Here is a 16,735-nt window from a genome sequence, read left to right on the forward strand (position 1 = left end):
AGTCACTTTTCTGCGAAAATCCGTCTTTAGTCCACTTTGCGTCGTAAGCTCGCCCCCATGACGGGACCAGAGCCGGCGGACCGGGTGGACGCCACCGACGACGACGCGGCCGAACTCATCGCGCAGCTGCGGGAGCTGGCCGGCGCCGACCCGGCCGACGTCCGTCAGGTGGTGGCCGAGGTGCTCGCCGCGTTGGACCGCGCGGCCGGTGGCGCGCTGCGCGACCATCTCCCCGAAACGATCCGCGTCGACGCGGGCCTCGATGCCCCCAGCCGGGCCTGAGGTCGCGCCGAAGAAACCTGACACCGACTGCTCTCGATGCGCCCGAAGGTGTCACATCGGTAACTTAGGCCCCCCTGGTCACGCGGGGATGAGACGTCGGTCATAGACTCCCAGCGGTTGGCTTGTGAAGCATTTCACGAGCAGGCGGGAGGAGGCGCGGATGTCCGCGGTGGAGCATGACGCCGACGTGATCGTCGTGGGCGCCGGTCCCGGTGGCTCGGCTACGGCATACCACCTGGCCCGGCACGGGGTACGGGTGCTGTTGCTGGAGAAGACCGAGTTCCCGCGGGAGAAGGTCTGTGGCGACGGGCTGACCCCGCGCGCCGTGCGCCAGCTGATCCGGATGGGTGTGGACACCTCGCCCGAGGCCGGGTGGCTGCACAACCGGGGGCTGCGGGTGATCGGCGGCGGTATCCGGCTGGAGCTGGACTGGCCCGACCTCGCGAGCTTCCCCAACTACGGCCTGGTCCGTACCCGGATGGACTTCGACCAACTGCTCTCCGAGCGCGCCGTCGCCGCCGGCGCCACGCTGCACACGAACACCAACGTCGTCGGCCCGGTGCTCGACGCCGACGGCCGCGCGATCGGTGTTCAGGCCGAGGTCGGGCCGGACAAGGCCCCCGCCACCTTCCACGCCCCGCTGGTGGTCGCGGCCGACGGCGTCTCCGGCCGCTTCCCTCTCGCACTCGGGCTGGCCAAGCGCGAGGACCGGCCGATCGGGGTGGCCGTGCGCCGCTACTACCGTTCCCCGGCCAAGCACGACGACGACTACCTGGAGTCCTGGCTCGAACTGCGTAGCAAGGAGAGCGGCGACAACCTGCTGCCCGGCTACGGCTGGATCTTCGGTCTCGGTGACGGTCGGGTCAACGTGGGGCTCGGCGTACTCAACTCGTCCTCCGCGTTCGGCAAGACGAACTACCGCCGGCTGCTCACGGACTGGCTGGCGAACACCCCCGAGGACTGGGGGATGACCGACGAGACCAATGCGGACGGTCCGATCCTCGGCGCCGCCCTGCCGATGGGCTTCAACCGCGTCCCGCACTACACCCGCGGGGTGCTGCTGGTCGGTGACTCCGGCGGCATGGTGAACCCCTTCAACGGCGAGGGCATCGCGTATGCCATGGAATCCGGCGAGCTGGCCGCGGAGGTCGTCGTGCAGGCGTTGGCCCGACCGGCCGGCGTGGAGCGCGAGCGGGCGTTGCAGGCGTACCCGACCGAACTCAAGGCCCGGTTCGGCGGCTACTACCGGCTCGGCGGCGTGTTCGTGAAGCTCATCGGCCGCCCCGAGGTCATGCGGATGGCGACGAAGCACGGCATGCCGCACCCGACGCTGATGCGCTTCGTGTTGAAGCTGTTGGCCAACCTGACCGACCCGCGCGGCGGGGACGCGATGGACCGGGTCATCAATGCGATGACCCGGGTGGCGCCGGCGGTATGACATAGACCCCCGGTGACCTGCGAAGGGACCGGACCGGTCGGACAGACCCGCCCCCCGGCGGCGAACACTTCGGGGGACGTGAATAGTGTGATTCTCGTCAACGAGGGCAGGGAAGGACGAGCAGGAGAAGAAGATGTCGCTCTCGCCTTACGCACCCATCATCGGGCTGTTCGCCCTCGCCGCGGCGTTCGCGCTGTTCTCCGTGGCTGCCGCCCGCTTCGCCGGCCCCCGGCGATACAACAAGGCCAAACTCGAGGCGTACGAGTGCGGCATCGAGCCCAGCCCGCAGCCGGTGGGCGGCGGGCGTTTCCCGATCAAGTTCTACCTGACGGCGATGCTCTTCATCGTCTTCGACATCGAGATCATCTTCCTCTACCCGTGGGCGGTCTCGTTCGACGCCCTGCCGATCTTCGGCTTCGTGGAGATGGTCCTGTTCATCGTCGCGGTCTTCGTCGCGTACGCCTACGTGTGGCGGCGTGGCGGCCTGGACTGGGACTGAGGAAGGAACGTCAGATGGGCATCGAGGAGAAGCTCCCCGCCGGCATCCTGCTGACCTCGGTGGAGAAGCTCGTCAACTGGTCCCGGAAGTCGTCCGTGTGGGGCGCCACGTTCGGTCTGGCGTGCTGCGCCATCGAGATGATGGCGGCCGGCGGCCCGCACTACGACATGGGTCGTTGGGGCATGGAGGTGTTCCGCGCCTCGCCCCGGCAGGCGGACCTGATGATCGTGGCCGGTCGGGTCAGCCAGAAGATGGCCCCGGTCCTGCGCCAGATCTACGACCAGATGGCCGAGCCGCGCTGGGTGCTCTCGATGGGCGTCTGCGCCAGCAGCGGCGGCATGTTCAACAACTACGCGATCGTGCAGGGCGTCGACCACGTGGTGCCCGTCGACATGTACCTGCCCGGCTGCCCGCCCCGGCCGGAGATGCTCATCGACGCGATCCTCAAGCTCCGCGAAAAGATCATGCACGAGCCGCTCGGCCCGACCGGACGCAAGATGCTCGAAGCGCGCAAGGAGCGCGGCGACGTCCCGGTCGTCCCCTACGGCTCGATGCCGTCGTCGTACCGCAGCGACAAGGACCGCCGTGCCGAGTGGACGAAGGCCGTCCGCGAGGGCCGCGAGGAGCAGCTGCGGATCGAGAACTGGATGAAGGCCCAGAACCATCTTCAGCAGTACGGGGGCATGAAGAAGTGACCTCACCTCACGACAAGCCGACCGGCGGCGGGGTGCCGGTACCGGTCACCCCGGCCGGGGCCACCAGCGGCGCTCCCGCCGAACACCCGCCGTCCAGCCCGGCCGGTCGCGGCATGTTCGGCAACCAGGGCTCCGGTGACGTCTCCGGTTTCGGCGGCCTGGTCCGGCCGCGTCAGCCGATCGCCGGCGCGTCGCGGCCGTTCGGAAGCTACTTCGACGACGTCCACGACGCGCTGGAGGAGGCGTACCCGGGATTCGCGGACGCGATCGAGAAGGTCGTGGTCGACCGGGGCGAGCTGACCCTGCACGTACGGCCCGAGCGGATCGCCGAGGTCTGCCAGGTGATGCGCGACGACCTGGCGCTCCGCTTCGAACTCTGCTCGTCAGTGTCCGGGGTGGACTACCTCGGCGCGGACGAGCGTCGGCTGCACGTGGTCTACCAGCTCACCTCGATGACGTACCGCCGCCGGGTCCGGCTGGAGGCGGCCGTCCCGGCCGAGGACCCGCACCTGCCCAGCGTCACCTCGGTCTACCCGACGGCGGACTGGCAGGAACGCGAGGCGTACGACATGTTCGGGATCGTCTTCGACGGTCACCCCAACCTGACCCGGATCCTCATGCCGGACGACTGGGAGGGCCACCCGCAGCGCAAGGACTACCCGCTCGGCGGTGTTCCGGTCGAGTACAAGGGCGCAGAAATCCCACCGCCGGACAAGCGGAGGTCGTACCAGTGACCACTTCGAACTACGCGACCGAGCGGGAGACCACCGAGGGCAGGGTCTTCACCGTCACCGGTGGGGACTGGGACTCGGTCGTCTCCGGCACCGACCCGATCAACGACGAGCGGATCGTCGTCAACATGGGCCCGCAGCACCCGTCCACGCACGGCGTACTGCGGCTGATCCTGGAGCTGGAGGGCGAGACGGTCCGGGAGGCCCGCTCGGTCATCGGCTACCTGCACACCGGGATCGAGAAGAACCTCGAGTACCGCACCTGGGTCCAGGGCAGCACCTTCGTGACCCGGATGGACTACCTCGCCCCGCTGTTCAACGAGACTGCGTACTCGCTGGCAGTGGAGAAGCTGCTCGGCATCACCGACGAGGTGACCGAGCGGGCCAACACCATCCGGGTGCTGATGATGGAGCTCAACCGGATCTCCTCGCACCTGGTCTGGCTGGCCACCACGGGCATGGAGCTCGGCGCGATTTCGATCATGCTGTACGGCTTCCGGGAGCGGGAGTACATCCTCGAGATCTTCGAGCTCATCACCGGCCTGCGGATGAACCACGCGTACGTCCGCCCCGGCGGTGTGGCGCAGGACGTGCCGGACGACGCGATCATCAAGATCCGCGACTTCCTCAAGCTGCTGCCGAAGCGGCTCAAGGAGTACGAGGACCTCCTCTCCGGCCAGCCGATCTGGACCGAGCGTACGAAGAACGTGGCCGTGCTCGACGCGACCGGCTGCCTGGCGCTCGGCGTGACCGGGCCGGTGCTGCGCTCCGCCGGTCTCGCCTGGGACCTGCGAAAGACGATGCCGTACTGCGGCTACGAGACGTACGAGTTCGGCGTCCCGACGCACACCGACGGTGACGTGTGGGGCCGTTACCAGGTTCGCCTCGCCGAGATCCGCGAGTCGCTGAAGATCGTCGAGCAGGCGGTGGACCGGCTGGCCAAGCCGGGCCCGGTGATGGTCGCCGACCGGAAGATCGCCTGGCCGGCCCAGCTGGCCATCGGCGTCGACGGCATGGGCAACTCGCTCGAACACGTCGCCAAGATCATGAGTCAGTCGATGGAGTCGCTGATCCACCACTTCAAGCTGGTCACCGAGGGCTTCCGCGTCCCGCCCGGCCAGGTGTACGTCGGCATCGAGTCGCCCCGCGGCGAGCTGGGCGTGCACGCGGTCTCCGACGGTGGGACCCGGCCGTACCGGGTGCACTACCGGGAGCCGAGCTTCGTCAACCTCCAGGCACTTCCGGCGATGGCCGAGGGTGGCCTGATCGCCGACGTGATCGCAGGTGGCGCCTCGCTGGATCCGGTAATGGGAGGTTGTGACCGGTGACTGTCTTCACCGAACAGACCCGCGAGCGGGCGCGGGAGATCATCTCTCGCTATCCGGCGGACCGGTCCCGCTCGGCGCTGCTGCCGCTGCTGCACCTGGTGCAGGCCGAAGAGGGTTACGTCTCCCCAGCCGGTGTGGAATTCTGCGCCGAGGTGCTGGGCCTCAACAAGGCCCAGGTGGGCGCCGTGGCCACCTTCTACACCATGTACAAGCGCAAGCCGACCGGTGACTACCTGGTCAGCGTCTGCACCAACACCATGTGCAACGTGCTCGGCGGCCAGGAGGTCTACGACACCCTCGCCGAACACCTCGGCGTCGGACACGACGAGACCACCGCCGACGGAAAGGTCACCCTCGAACACGCCGAGTGCCTGGCCGCCTGCGACTACGGCCCGGTCATGACGGTCAACTACGACTTCTTCGACAACGTCGACCCGCAGGCCGCGGTCGGTGTGGTGGACGAGTTGCGGGCCGGTGGCCGGCCGATGCCGACCCGCGGCGCCCGGCTCTGCACGCTCAAGGAGATGGCCGTCCAGCTCGCCGGGTTCGCCGACGAACGGGAGGGCGCGGTCGCCGACGGCGGCCCCGGCGAGTCGAGCCTGCGTGGGCTGCGCCTCGCCCAGCAGCACGGCATCTCGGTACCGGGCTTCGACCCGAACACGCCGATCCGGAGCAAGGCGGAGGCCGATCGGGCCGCCGCGGAGGCTAAGGCCAAGGCGGACGCGGAGAAGGCGAAGGCCGACGCCGCCGCGAAGTCGGCCCCCACCGCCCCCGTCAAGGGTGGCGACGGCGCATCCGCCCCGACCGGGGTGGAGGTGGCGGAGCCGGAACAGGCGACCGGCAGCACCGCGCCGGACGTGCCGGCGCCGGACGACAAGTCGCCGCAGGTGCGTACCGCCGAGACTCGGCAGCCGGACGCGGGCACCGCCGTTCCGGACGCGCCCGGCACCAAGGTCCCGGCGGACACGGTGCCGCCGGCACAACGCGACGCGCAGGAGGCGGAGGCCGCCGGCGTGGCGGCCAACCCGCCGGCCGGCGACGGCAAGCCCGTCGGCGACGACGCCGATGCGCAGGAGCGCAATCTCAACGAAGCGGAGGCCGGGTCGGGCGGCGACGGCGCGGGCCCGGCGGTCGCGAGCGAAACGGGGGTCCAGAAGTGACCACTCCTCGGCGGGAGACGCTGGCCAAGCTCACCCCGGTCCTGACCAAGCGCTGGCTGTCGCCGGACGCCTGGCGGATCGGCACCTACGAGAAGCTGGACGGGTACGCGGCGCTGCGCAAGGCGCTCAAGGCCCACCCGGACGACCTCATCCAGCTGGTCAAGGACTCCGGTCTGCGGGGACGCGGCGGAGCGGGCTTCCCGACCGGCCTCAAGTGGGGCTTCATCCCGCAGGGTGACGGAAAGCCGCACTACCTGGTGGTCAACGCCGACGAGGGCGAGCCGGGCACCTGCAAGGACCTGCCGCTGATGACGCACGACCCGCACTCGCTGGTCGAGGGCGTCATCATCGCCGCGTACGCCATCCGCGCCAACCGCGCGTACATCTACATCCGGGGCGAGGCGGTGCACGCCGCCCGGCGGCTGCGCAACGCGTTGCAGGAGGCGTACGCCAAGGGCTACCTCGGCCGGAACATCCTCGGCTCCGGCTTCGACCTGGAACTGGTGGTGCACTCCGGCGCCGGGGCGTACATCTGCGGTGAGGAGACCGCACTGCTGGACTCGCTGGAGGGCTTCCGGGGCCAGCCCCGGCTCCGCCCGCCGTTCCCGGCGACCCACGGCCTGTACGCCTGCCCGACCGTGGTCAACAACGTCGGCACCATCGCGAGCGTTCCGTACATCGTGCTGGGCGGCGCCGACTGGTGGAAGAGCATGGGCACGGAGAAGTCGTCCGGGCCGACGATCTACTCGCTCTCCGGCCGGATCGCCAACCCCGGGCAGTACGAGTGCTCGATGGGCGTCACGCTGCGGGAGCTGCTCGACCTGGCCGGCGGGATGCAGCCCGGGCACAACCTGAAGTTCTGGACCCCGGGCGGCTCGTCGACCCCGCTGCTCACCGCCGAGCACCTGGACGTGCCGCTGGACTTCGACTCGGTGGCCGCCGCCGGCTCGATCCTCGGCACCACGGCCACCCAGATCTTCTCCGACCAGGACTGCCCGGTCTACGCGACGTACCGGTGGCTGGACTTCTACCACCACGAGTCGTGCGGCAAGTGCACCCCGTGCCGGGAGGGCAACTACTGGATGGTCCGGGTGTACCAGCGGATCCTCTCCGGCCAGGGCACCCACGAGGACCTGGACACCCTTCTCGACACCTGCGACAACATCCTCGGCCGCTCGTTCTGCGCTCTGGGTGACGGCGCGACCGCCCCGGTGACCTCGTCGCTGCAGTACTTCAAGCAGGACTACCTCGACTACATCGAGGGACGCACCGCGCCGAAGCTGTCCGACAAGCAGCTGGTTGGGGCCCACTGATGCGAGCGCGAGGAGTGAGCGGAGCGAGCCCCGCAGTCGCGAGTGAAAGGCCGACACATGACTGACGTCGTCAAGGCCCCGGAAACCGTCACCCTCACCATCGACGGGGTCGAGGTCACCGCTCCGAAGGGGGCGCTGCTGATCCGGGTCGCCGAGCAGATGGGCACCGAGATCCCCCGGTTCTGTGACCATCCGCTGCTGGCCCCGGCCGGCGCGTGCCGGCAGTGCCTGGTCGAGGTGGAGGGGCAGCGCAAGCCGGTCGCCTCCTGCACCCAGACCGTCGCCGACGGGATGGTGGTCCGTACCCAGCTCAGCTCCCCGGTGGCCAAGAAGGCGCAGGAGGGGGTCATGGAGCTGCTGCTGCTCAACCACCCGCTCGACTGCCCGATGTGCGACAAGGGCGGCGAGTGCCCGCTGCAGAACCAGGCGATGTCCACCGGCCGGACGGACTCGCGGTTCCACGAGCACAAGCGGGAGTACCCGAAGCCGCTGCCGATCAGCAGCCAGGTGCTGCTCGACCGGGAGCGTTGCGTGCTCTGCCAGCGGTGCACCCGGTTCTCCGAGGAGATCGCCGGCGACAAGTTCATCGACCTGATGAACCGGTCGTCCGCCGAGGAGATCAACATCTACCGGGACGACGCGTACGGTGCGGAGGGCGACGCCGGTGACGTGCCGTTCAACTCCTACTTCTCCGGCAACACCGTGCAGATCTGCCCGGTCGGCGCGCTGACCGGCACGCAGTACCGGTTCCGGGCCCGCCCGTTCGACCTGGTCTCCAGCCCGAGCGTGTGCGAGCACTGCTCGGCAGGCTGCGCGCAGCGTACGGACTGGCGCCGGGGCAAGGTGCTGCGCCGGCTGGCCGGCGACGACCCGGCGGTGAACGAGGAGTGGAACTGCGACAAGGGGCGGTGGGGCTTCCAGTACGCCCGCGCGCACGACCGGCTGACCAACCCGCTGGTCCGCGACGAGCGCACCGGTGAGCTGCGGGAGGCGTCCTGGAGTGAGGCGCTCACCGTGGCCGGCGAAGGGCTGCGGGCCGCCCGGGACTCCGGGCAGGGTGCCGGGGTGCTCACCGGTGGTCGGCTGACCGTCGAGGACGCCTATGCGTACGCGAAGTTCGCCCGGGTCGCCCTGAACACCAACGACATCGACTTCCGGGCCCGGCCGGTCTCCCGGGAGGAGGCCGACTTCCTGGCCAGCTCGGTCGCCGGCGTCACCGACGTGACGTACGCCGACGTGGAGAAGGCGCCGGCGGTGGTGCTGGTCGGGATCGAGCCGGAGGAGGAGTGCCCGGTCCTCTTCCTGCGGCTGCGCAAGGCGTACACCAAGCGCGGCCTCCGGGTGTACGCGATCGCCCCGTTCGCCACCCGTGGCTTGGAGAAGCTCGGTGCCAAGCTGGCCCGAGTGGTGCCGGGTGAGGAGGCGAGCGTCCTCGCCGCGCACGCCACGGTCACCGAGGCGCTGAGCATCGAGGGCGCGATCCTGATCGTCGGTGAGCGGCTCGCCGAGGTGCCCGGTGGACTCTCCGCCGCCGTGGACGTGGCCCGGCGTACCGGTGCCAAGTTGGCCTGGGTGCCGCGGCGTGCGGGTGACCGCGGCGCGGTCGACGCCGGCTGCCTGCCGAACCTGCTTCCCGGCGGTCGCCTGGTCACCGAGCCGGCCGCCCGCGCCGAACTGGGTGAGGCCTGGGACATCGCGGCCGGGGTGATCCCGAGCCAGGCCGGCCGGGACACCGACGGCATCCTCGCGGCAGCCGCCAACGGTCAGCTCGGTGCCCTGGTCGTGGCCGGGGTCGACCCGGCCGACCTGGCCGACCCGCGCCTGGCCGAGCAGGCCCTGGAGAACGTGCCGTTCCTGGTGAGCCTGGAGCTGCGCAACAGCGCGGTGGCCCGACGGGCCGACGTGGTCTTCCCCGTCGCCCCGGTGGACGAGAAGGCGGGCAGCTTCGTCGACTGGGAGGGCCGCCTGCGCACCTTCGAGGCGGTGCTGCAGACGGCCGCGATGACCGACGGTCGGGTGCTGGACGCGCTCGCCGCGCAGCTCGACGTGCGGCTGGGCACCGGCGACGTACCCAGCATCCGCCGCGAGCTGGGCTCACTGCCGCCCACCCGGACCACCCGTCCCGCCGCCCCGTCGGTGGACCCGGCGGCCGTGCCGCAGCCGGGTGCCGGGGAGGCGGTGCTCGCCACCTGGCACCAGCTGATCGACCTGGGCAGCCTCCTCGACGGCGACGAGCACCTCGCCGGCACCGCCCGCCCGCCGGTGGTGCGGGTCGGCAAGGGCACCGCCGAGGCGCTGGGTGTCGCGGACGGTGACGCGGTGACGGTCGGCACCGACCGGGGTGCCGTGACGCTCCCGGCCGCCATCACCGAGATGCCGGACGGTGTGGTCTGGCTGCCCACCAACTCGCCCGGTGCGACCGTCCGGCGCAGCCTCGGCGCGGCGTCCGGAGCGGTGGTCCGGATCTCCGTCCCCGCCCCGACCGCGTCCGTTCCCGCGGGCCGGGTGGCGGCGGACGAGGCCGGCCTTCCGGGTCCGCTGCTCAACTCCGGGGGTACGTCCCAGTGAGCGCGAGGAGTGCGCGAGTGAGCCCCGCAGTCGTGAACGAGAGGTGGGCACGATGAACGCGGTCTACCTGGCCCAGGACCCGACCCTGGCCGACTTCGGCAAGGACCCGTGGTGGCTGGTCCTCATCAAGGTCGCTTTCGCCTTCGTCTTCGCGGTCCTGGCCACCCTGCTCGGCGTCTGGTTCGAGCGTCGCGTGGTGGGTTACATGCAGGTGCGGCCCGGCCCCAACCAGGTCGGACCGTTGGGCCTGCTGCAGACCCTGGCCGACGGGCTGAAGATGGCCTTCAAGGAGGACATCCTCCCGCGGACGGCCGACAAGGTCGTCTACTTCTTCGCCCCGACCATCTCGGTGATCTGCGCGGTCACCGCGCTGTCGGTGGTGCCGTTCGGTCCGATGGTGAGCATCTTCGGCCACTGGACTCCGTTGCAGGTCACCGACGTCTCGGTGGCGGTGCTGGTGCTGCTGGCCTGCTCGTCGATGGGCATCTACGGCATCGTGCTCGGCGGCTGGGCGTCCGGATCCACCTACCCGCTGCTCGGCGGCCTGCGCTCCACCGCCCAGATGATCTCGTACGAGGTCGCGATGGGGCTGAGCATCGTCGCGGTCTTCATGACCGCCGGCACGATGAGCACCAGCGGGATCGTCGCGAAGCAGGGTGACGGCACCCAGCTCAGCCTCTTCGGCACCCAGATCCCGGCCCCCGGCTGGTACGCGATCCTGCTGCTGCCGAGCTTCGTCATCTTCTTCATCGCCACCGTGGGCGAGACCAACCGGGCGCCGTTCGACCTGCCGGAGGCGGAGTCCGAGCTGGTGGCGGGCTTCATGACCGAGTACAGCTCGCTGAAGTTCGCGCTCTTCATGCTCTCCGAGTACGTCTCGATGGTGACGATGTCCGCGGTCACCACGACGCTCTTCCTCGGCGGCTGGCGAGCACCCTGGCCGATCACCCTCTGGGAGGGCGCCAACTCCGGTTGGTGGCCGATGATCTGGTTCTTCGGCAAGGTCATCGCCCTGGTCTTCGTCTTCGTGTGGCTGCGCGGCACGCTGCCCCGGCTGCGCTACGACCAGTTCATGCGGTTCGGCTGGAAGGTGCTGCTGCCGATCAACCTGGTCTGGATCCTGGTGCTCAGCGGCCTGCGGTCGATCGAGGACTGGGACACCCAGGGCAAGCTGATCGCGGTCGGCATCCCGGCCGGCGCGCTGCTGCTGCTCACGCTCCTCTGGCCGAGCCGCAGGCCGCAGCCGAAGGAAACGGTCCAGGAGCAGGTCAACAACCGTCCGCACGGCAGCTTCCCGCTGCCGCCGATGGACCTTCAGGTCCCACCGAGCCCGCGCACCAGGCGCGTGGTCGCCGAGCGGGAGCCGGCCAACGTCACCGCCGGCTCGGAGTCCAGGGAGGTGTGACGTGGGCGCGATCACCGGAACGTTCAAGGGCTTCGGGGTCACCTTTTCGCACATGTTCAGGAAGGTGGTCACGACCGACTACCCGTTCAAGCCGCCGGTCCCGGCGCCGCGCTACCACGGGCGGCACATCCTCAACCGGCACCCGGACGGGCTGGAGAAGTGCATCGGGTGCGAGCTGTGCGCCTGGGCCTGCCCGGCCGACGCGATCTACGTGGAGGGTGGCGACAACACCGAGGAGCAGCGCTTCTCCCCGGGTGAGCGGTACGCCAGCATCTACCAGATCAACTACGCGCGGTGCATCTTCTGCGGTCTCTGCATCGAGGCCTGCCCGACCCGTTCGCTGACCATGAGCAACGAGTACGAGCTGGCCCGGGACAACCGGCAGGACCTGATCTTCACGAAGGAGCAGCTGCTCGCGCCGCTGCTGCCGGGCATGGAGCAGCCGCCGCACCCGATGCGGCTCGGCGACAGCGAGAAGGACTACTACGTCGGTGGGCTGACCAACCCGGGCACCTCGGCCGGCGCCGAGCACGCGGCCAACAGCCCGGGCCGGTACCAGGTGGAGGAGCACCCCGGTGTCACCTTCCCCGGCGCCGAGCAGCACGCCCAGCGGGCCGCCGCGGGCAAGGGGGACAAGGCATGACCACGCAGACGGTGCTCGCCGCCGCGGGCGGGGTGTCCGGCGGTGAGGAGGTCACCTTCTGGATCCTCGCACCGCTCGCGCTGATCGGCGCGATCGGGACGGTGGCCGCCCGCAACGCGGTGCACTCCGCGCTCTGGGTGGTGCTGACCATGCTCTGCCTGGGCGTGTTCTACGTGCTCCAGGCCGGGCCGTTCATCGGCATGGTGCAGATCATCGTCTACACCGGCGCGATCATGATGCTCTTCCTGTTCGTGCTCATGCTGGTCGGACGGGACGCGTCCGACTCGCTGATCGAGACGCTGCGCGGGCAGCGGACCGCCGCGATCCTGCTCGGTCTCGGATTCGCCGGCCTGATCGGCGGCGGCGTCTACCGGGCGATGGAGGGCACCACGGCGGCCGGCCTGACGCAGGCGAACGCCGAGGGGAACGTCCAGGGCATCGCGCGGCTGCTCTTCACCAAGTACGTCTTCGCCTTCGAGTTGACCTCGGCGCTGCTGATCACGGCGGCGGTCGGCGCGATGGTGCTGGCGCACATCGAGCGGCGCAAGCAGGACAAGATGGACCAGGTCGCCACCATGAAGGCCCGCTTCCGGCCCGGCAACTACCCCGGCCCGAAGCCCGGCCCGGGTGTCTTCGCCACCTCCAGTTCGGTCGCGACGCCCGCCCGGCTGCCGGACGGCCGACTCACCGAGCGGAGTACGCCGGACATCCTGCCGGTCCGCGAGCTGACCGCGCAGGAGACCTCGCTGAAGGGCACAGAAAAGTGACTCCTGACTACTACCTCGTGCTCGCGGCGATCCTCTTCACCATCGGCGCCGCCGGGGTGCTCATCCGCCGCAACGCGATCGTGCTGTTCATGTGCGTCGAGCTGATGCTCAACGCGGCCAACCTGACGCTGGTCACCTTCAGCCGGATCAACGGTGACCTCAACGGCCAGATCATGGCGTTCTTCGTGATGGTGGTGGCCGCGGCGGAGGTCGTGGTCGGCCTCGCGATCATCATGGCGATCTTCCGGACCCGGCGCTCGGCGAGCGTCGACGACGCCAACCTGCTTAAGTACTAGAGGGGCCTGCGGTGGGAGAGATTCTGACGAACGCCCCGGCGGAGCCGGCGGGGGCCGTCACCTACGCGACGGCGGACGGCCTGCTCGGCGGCGTCTGGCTGCTGGTGGCGATTCCGCTGGTCAGCGCGGCGATCCTGCTGCTGCTCGGCCGGCGCGCCGACCGGTGGGGGCACTGGCTCGGGGTGACCGCCATCGGCGCGTCGTTCGTGCTCGGCCTCACCTCGTTCTTCCAGCTGCGTGGTCTGGAGAACAAGTCCGTCGAGCTGAGCCTCTGGGACTTCATCTCGGTCGGCGGCCTGCACGTGGACTTCGGCCTGCTCTTCGACCCGCTGGCCGCGGTCTTCGTACTGCTGATCACCGGGGTGGGTTTCCTGATCCACCTGTATGCGGTCGAGTACATGGCGCACGACGAAGGCCGGCGGCGGTTCTTCGCGTACTTCAACCTGTTCGTCGCGGCCATGCTGCTGCTGGTGCTCGGCAACAACTACGTGATGCTCTACTTCGGCTGGGAGGGCGTCGGTCTGGCGTCGTACCTGCTGATCTCCTTCTGGTACGGGCGGCCGAGCGCGGCCACGGCCGGCAAGAAGGCGTTCCTGATGAACCGGGTCGGCGACGCCGGCCTGGCCATCGGCATCTTCATCATGTTCGCCACCCTGGGCACCACTCAGTACGACGAGGTCTTCTCGAACGTCGGTGCGCTGACCGGCGGCACCGTACTCGTGCTCGGTCTGCTGCTGCTGCTCGGCGCGACCGGCAAGTCCGGCCAGTTCCCGCTCCAGGCGTGGCTGCCGGACGCGATGGAGGGCCCGACCCCGGTGTCGGCGCTCATCCACGCCGCCACCATGGTCACCGCGGGTGTCTACCTGATCGCCCGGTCCAACCCGGTCTTCTCGGCAAACACCACGCTCCAGCTCGTGGTGGTGAGCGTCGGCGCGCTGACCCTGCTGCTGGGCTGCATCATCGGCGCGGCGAAGGACGACATCAAGCGGGTGCTGGCGTGGTCGACGGTCAGCCAGATCGGCTACATGTTCCTCGGTGTCGGCCTCGGCGGCGGCGCGTACGCGCTGGCCATCATCCACCTGCTGGCGCACGGCTTCTTCAAGGCCAACATGTTCCTCGGGGCCGGGTCCGTGATGCACGGGATGAAGGACCAGGTGGACATCCGCCGCTTCGGCGGGCTGGCCAAGCACATGCGGATCACCTGGATCACGTTCATGATGGGCTGGCTGGCCATCATCGGCATCCCGCCGCTGTCGGGCTACTTCTCGAAGGAGCCGATCATCGTGGCCGCCTTCGAGCGGGAGGACTGGACCGCCTGGCTCTTCGGCGGGGCGGCGCTGCTCGGCGCGGGGCTGACCGCGTTCTACATGACCCGGCTCTTCGTGCTCACCTTCCACGGGCCGAAGCGCTGGACCGAGGAGATCGAACACCCGCACGAGTCGCCCAGGCTGATGACCGTTCCGCTGATCCTGCTGGCGATCGGCTCGATCGGCGCGGGTTTCCTGCTCTCTACCTCGGTGCCCGACTGGCTGACCGCGACGGCGGGCCTCGGCGGGGAGCACGCGGAGCACGAGCCGGTCCTGTCGCACATCGTGATCACCACCCTGTCGCTGGTGGTGACCGTGCTCGGCGCCGGGCTGGCCTGGTTCCTGTTCCGCAACGGCACGGCCACCGCGCCGCAGCCGGCCGGGGTGCTGGTCACCGCCGCCCGCCGCAACCTCTACACGGACGCCTTCAACGAGGCGGTCTTCGAGAAGCCGGGCATCTTCCTCACCCGGGCGCTGGTCTTCCTCGACAACCGGGGAGTGGACGGGTTGGTCAACGGCCTCGCCGCCGCTGTCGGCGGAGGATCGGGCCGGCTCCGGCGGCTGCAGACCGGCTTCGTCCGGTCGTACGCGACCTCGATCCTGACCGGCGCGCTGCTGGTGGTGGCGGCGTTCCTGGCCGTACAGGCGGGGTGGCTGGCGTGATCGACCTCTTTCCGGCCGCCCCCGCCGGCGGACCACGCAGTGACGACGGAGGTAAGGCCGCATAATGTCCAACTTCCCGTTCCTCTCGGTGCTGACCGTGGCGCCGCTGGTGGGTGCCCTGGTGGTGGCTCTCCTGCCGCGGCGGCGGCCGGACCTGGCCAAGCAGGTGGCGTTCGGCTGGTCGCTGCTCGTACTGGTGCTCTCGGTCCTGATGTGGATCGCCTTCAAGATCGACGGTGACCGGTTCCAGTTCCGCGAGTCGTACCCGTGGATCCCGAACTGGGGCGTCCACTTCACCTTCGCGGCCGACGGCATCGCGCTGGTCATGCTGATGCTGATCGCCGTGCTGGTGCCGCTGGTGATCCTGGCGTCGTGGCACGACGCTGATTCCTCTCGGCGGTCGGTACCGGCCTACTTCGCGCTGCTGCTCGTCCTCGAGTGCACGATGATCGGTGTCTTCGCGGCCGCCGACGTCTTCCTCTTCTACGTGTTCTTCGAGGTCATGCTGGTGCCGATGTACTTCCTCATCGGCAGCTACGGCGGTCACCAGCGGCAGTACGCCGCCGTCAAGTTCTTCCTCTACTCGCTGGTCGGCGGCCTGTTCATGCTCGCCGCGGTGATCGGCCTCTGGGTGGTCGGCGGTAAGACCTTCGACTGGCAGGCGCTGTCTCAGGTGGACATCTCCACCGGTACCGAGCGCTGGCTCTTCCTCGGCTTCTTCCTCGCGTTCGCGATCAAGGCGCCGTTCTTCCCGTTCCACACCTGGCTGCCGGACGCCGGTGGCGCCGCGCCGGCCGGTGCGGCGGCGCTGCTGGTCGGCGTGCTCGACAAGGTCGGCACCTTCGGCATCCTGCGGTACTGCCTGCCGCTCTTCCCGGACGCGGCCAAGTGGTTCGCGCCGTGGGCGCTCGCGCTCGCGCTGATCGGCATCATCTACGCCGCGCTCCTCGCGGTCGGGCAGAACGACCTGAAGCGGCTGGTGTCCTACACCTCGATCGCGCACTTCGGCTTCATCGGCGTGGGCATCTTCGCCTTCACCACCCAGGCCGGCACCGGAGCGGTGCTCTACATGGTCAACCACGGTCTCGCCACCGGCCTGCTCTTCCTGGTGGTGGGGATGCTGATCGCGCGCCGTGGCTCGGCGTTGATCAGCGACTTCGGTGGTGCCGGCAAGCTGGTCCCGGTGCTGGCCGGGGTGCTCTTCTTCGCCGGTCTGGCCTCGCTGGCGTTGCCCGGCACCGCGCCGTTCGTCTCCGAGTTCCTGGTGCTGATCGGCTCGTTCACGGTGAACAAGCCGGTCGCGGTGATCGCCACCCTCGGCATCATCCTGGCGGCGGCGTACGTGCTGTGGATGGTGCAGCGCACCACGCAGGGCACCCTCAACCCGGCGTTGACGGAGATCGACGGGATGCGGCGTGACCTCAACCTGCGCGAGAAGTTCGTGATCGCGCCCCTGGTCGCGCTGATCGTGCTGCTGGGCTTCTACCCGAAGCCGGTCACCGACGTGATCAACCCGGCGGTGCAGGCGACCATGAACGACATCGGCAAGACCGACCCCGCCCCGTCACCGGGCACGAGCGTCCAGGAGGCGAGCCGGTGAGCGCGAGGAGTGAACGAGCGACCGTGAGCGAGTCCACCCA

General features: G+C 69.6%; 15 protein-coding genes. All 15 read left to right on the top strand.

What is annotated here, in order from left to right; all coding sequences use genetic code 11:
* The first annotated feature begins 57 nt into the window (after positions 1–57).
* On the top strand, positions 58–282 hold the full coding sequence (locus ABZS42_RS02705) for a hypothetical protein (RefSeq protein ID WP_076469124.1): 225 nt from the start codon (positions 58–60) through the stop codon (positions 280–282).
* Between the two features lie 160 nt (positions 283–442).
* Positions 443–1,720, top strand: coding sequence for a geranylgeranyl reductase family protein (locus ABZS42_RS02710; RefSeq protein WP_355141813.1), 1,278 nt, complete (start codon positions 443–445; stop codon positions 1,718–1,720).
* Between the two features lie 133 nt (positions 1,721–1,853).
* Entirely contained in the window at positions 1,854–2,219 is a 366-nt protein-coding gene (locus tag ABZS42_RS02715; RefSeq protein WP_076469129.1) for an NADH-quinone oxidoreductase subunit A, read from the top strand.
* Positions 2,220–2,233: 14 nt separating this feature from the next.
* Complete coding sequence (locus tag ABZS42_RS02720) at positions 2,234–2,914, top strand: NADH-quinone oxidoreductase subunit B (RefSeq protein ID WP_076469131.1); 681 nt, start codon at positions 2,234–2,236, stop codon at positions 2,912–2,914.
* Positions 2,911–3,648 carry an NADH-quinone oxidoreductase subunit C gene (locus ABZS42_RS02725; protein ID WP_355141816.1) on the top strand — a complete coding sequence of 246 codons (738 nt, stop codon included), beginning with the start codon at positions 2,911–2,913 and terminating at the stop codon, positions 3,646–3,648. The genes ABZS42_RS02720 and ABZS42_RS02725 overlap by 4 nt, the downstream gene beginning before the upstream one ends.
* Entirely contained in the window at positions 3,645–4,973 is a 1,329-nt protein-coding gene (locus ABZS42_RS02730; RefSeq protein ID WP_355141818.1) for an NADH-quinone oxidoreductase subunit D, read from the top strand. The genes ABZS42_RS02725 and ABZS42_RS02730 overlap by 4 nt, the downstream gene beginning before the upstream one ends.
* On the top strand, positions 4,970–6,133 hold the full coding sequence (gene nuoE / locus ABZS42_RS02735) for an NADH-quinone oxidoreductase subunit NuoE (RefSeq protein ID WP_355141820.1): 1,164 nt from the start codon (positions 4,970–4,972) through the stop codon (positions 6,131–6,133). Before ABZS42_RS02730 ends, nuoE begins: the two co-directional genes overlap by 4 nt.
* Positions 6,130–7,446: an NADH-quinone oxidoreductase subunit NuoF gene (nuoF, locus tag ABZS42_RS02740; protein ID WP_355141822.1), complete on the top strand. Its 1,317-nt coding sequence runs from the start codon at positions 6,130–6,132 to the stop codon at positions 7,444–7,446. The genes nuoE and nuoF overlap by 4 nt, the downstream gene beginning before the upstream one ends.
* A gap of 57 nt (positions 7,447–7,503) precedes the next feature.
* The gene (locus ABZS42_RS02745; RefSeq protein WP_355141824.1) at positions 7,504–10,014 is read left to right on the top strand and encodes an NADH-quinone oxidoreductase subunit G; all 2,511 of its coding nucleotides are present in this window, start codon (positions 7,504–7,506) and stop codon (positions 10,012–10,014) included.
* 52 nt (positions 10,015–10,066) lie between these two features.
* Positions 10,067–11,419: an NADH-quinone oxidoreductase subunit NuoH gene (gene nuoH / locus ABZS42_RS02750; RefSeq protein ID WP_355141826.1), complete on the top strand. Its 1,353-nt coding sequence runs from the start codon at positions 10,067–10,069 to the stop codon at positions 11,417–11,419.
* A 1-nt stretch (position 11,420) separates the two neighbouring features.
* Complete coding sequence (nuoI, locus tag ABZS42_RS02755) at positions 11,421–12,062, top strand: NADH-quinone oxidoreductase subunit NuoI (RefSeq protein WP_355141828.1); 642 nt, start codon at positions 11,421–11,423, stop codon at positions 12,060–12,062.
* Positions 12,059–12,829: an NADH-quinone oxidoreductase subunit J gene (locus ABZS42_RS02760; RefSeq protein ID WP_355141830.1), complete on the top strand. Its 771-nt coding sequence runs from the start codon at positions 12,059–12,061 to the stop codon at positions 12,827–12,829. Before nuoI ends, ABZS42_RS02760 begins: the two co-directional genes overlap by 4 nt.
* Positions 12,826–13,125, top strand: coding sequence for an NADH-quinone oxidoreductase subunit NuoK (nuoK, locus tag ABZS42_RS02765; RefSeq protein WP_076469149.1), 300 nt, complete (start codon positions 12,826–12,828; stop codon positions 13,123–13,125). Before ABZS42_RS02760 ends, nuoK begins: the two co-directional genes overlap by 4 nt.
* 11 nt (positions 13,126–13,136) lie before the next feature.
* Positions 13,137–15,095: an NADH-quinone oxidoreductase subunit L gene (gene nuoL / locus ABZS42_RS02770; protein WP_355141832.1), complete on the top strand. Its 1,959-nt coding sequence runs from the start codon at positions 13,137–13,139 to the stop codon at positions 15,093–15,095.
* Positions 15,096–15,159: 64 nt separating this feature from the next.
* The gene (locus ABZS42_RS02775; RefSeq protein WP_355141834.1) at positions 15,160–16,695 is read left to right on the top strand and encodes an NADH-quinone oxidoreductase subunit M; all 1,536 of its coding nucleotides are present in this window, start codon (positions 15,160–15,162) and stop codon (positions 16,693–16,695) included.
* Positions 16,696–16,735 lie beyond the last annotated feature (40 nt).

The organism is Micromonospora sp. NPDC005367 (assembly GCF_040606825.1).
In the GTDB taxonomy this organism is placed as follows: Bacteria; Actinomycetota; Actinomycetes; order Mycobacteriales; family Micromonosporaceae; genus Micromonospora.

Excerpts from the sequence above, each read along its gene's own strand:
- ABZS42_RS02775 (WP_355141834.1), top strand. The coding sequence starts at position 15,160 with ATGTCCAACTTCCCGTTCCTCTCGGTGCTGACCGTGGCGCCGCTGGTG.
- ABZS42_RS02715 (WP_076469129.1), top strand. The coding sequence starts at position 1,854 with ATGTCGCTCTCGCCTTACGCACCCATCATCGGGCTGTTCGCCCTCGCC.
- ABZS42_RS02720 (WP_076469131.1), top strand. The coding sequence starts at position 2,234 with ATGGGCATCGAGGAGAAGCTCCCCGCCGGCATCCTGCTGACCTCGGTG.
- ABZS42_RS02760 (WP_355141830.1), top strand. The coding sequence starts at position 12,059 with ATGACCACGCAGACGGTGCTCGCCGCCGCGGGCGGGGTGTCCGGCGGT.
- nuoH (WP_355141826.1), top strand. The coding sequence starts at position 10,067 with ATGAACGCGGTCTACCTGGCCCAGGACCCGACCCTGGCCGACTTCGGC.
- ABZS42_RS02745 (WP_355141824.1), top strand. The coding sequence starts at position 7,504 with ATGACTGACGTCGTCAAGGCCCCGGAAACCGTCACCCTCACCATCGAC.
- ABZS42_RS02705 (WP_076469124.1), top strand. The coding sequence starts at position 58 with ATGACGGGACCAGAGCCGGCGGACCGGGTGGACGCCACCGACGACGAC.
- ABZS42_RS02710 (WP_355141813.1), top strand. The coding sequence starts at position 443 with ATGTCCGCGGTGGAGCATGACGCCGACGTGATCGTCGTGGGCGCCGGT.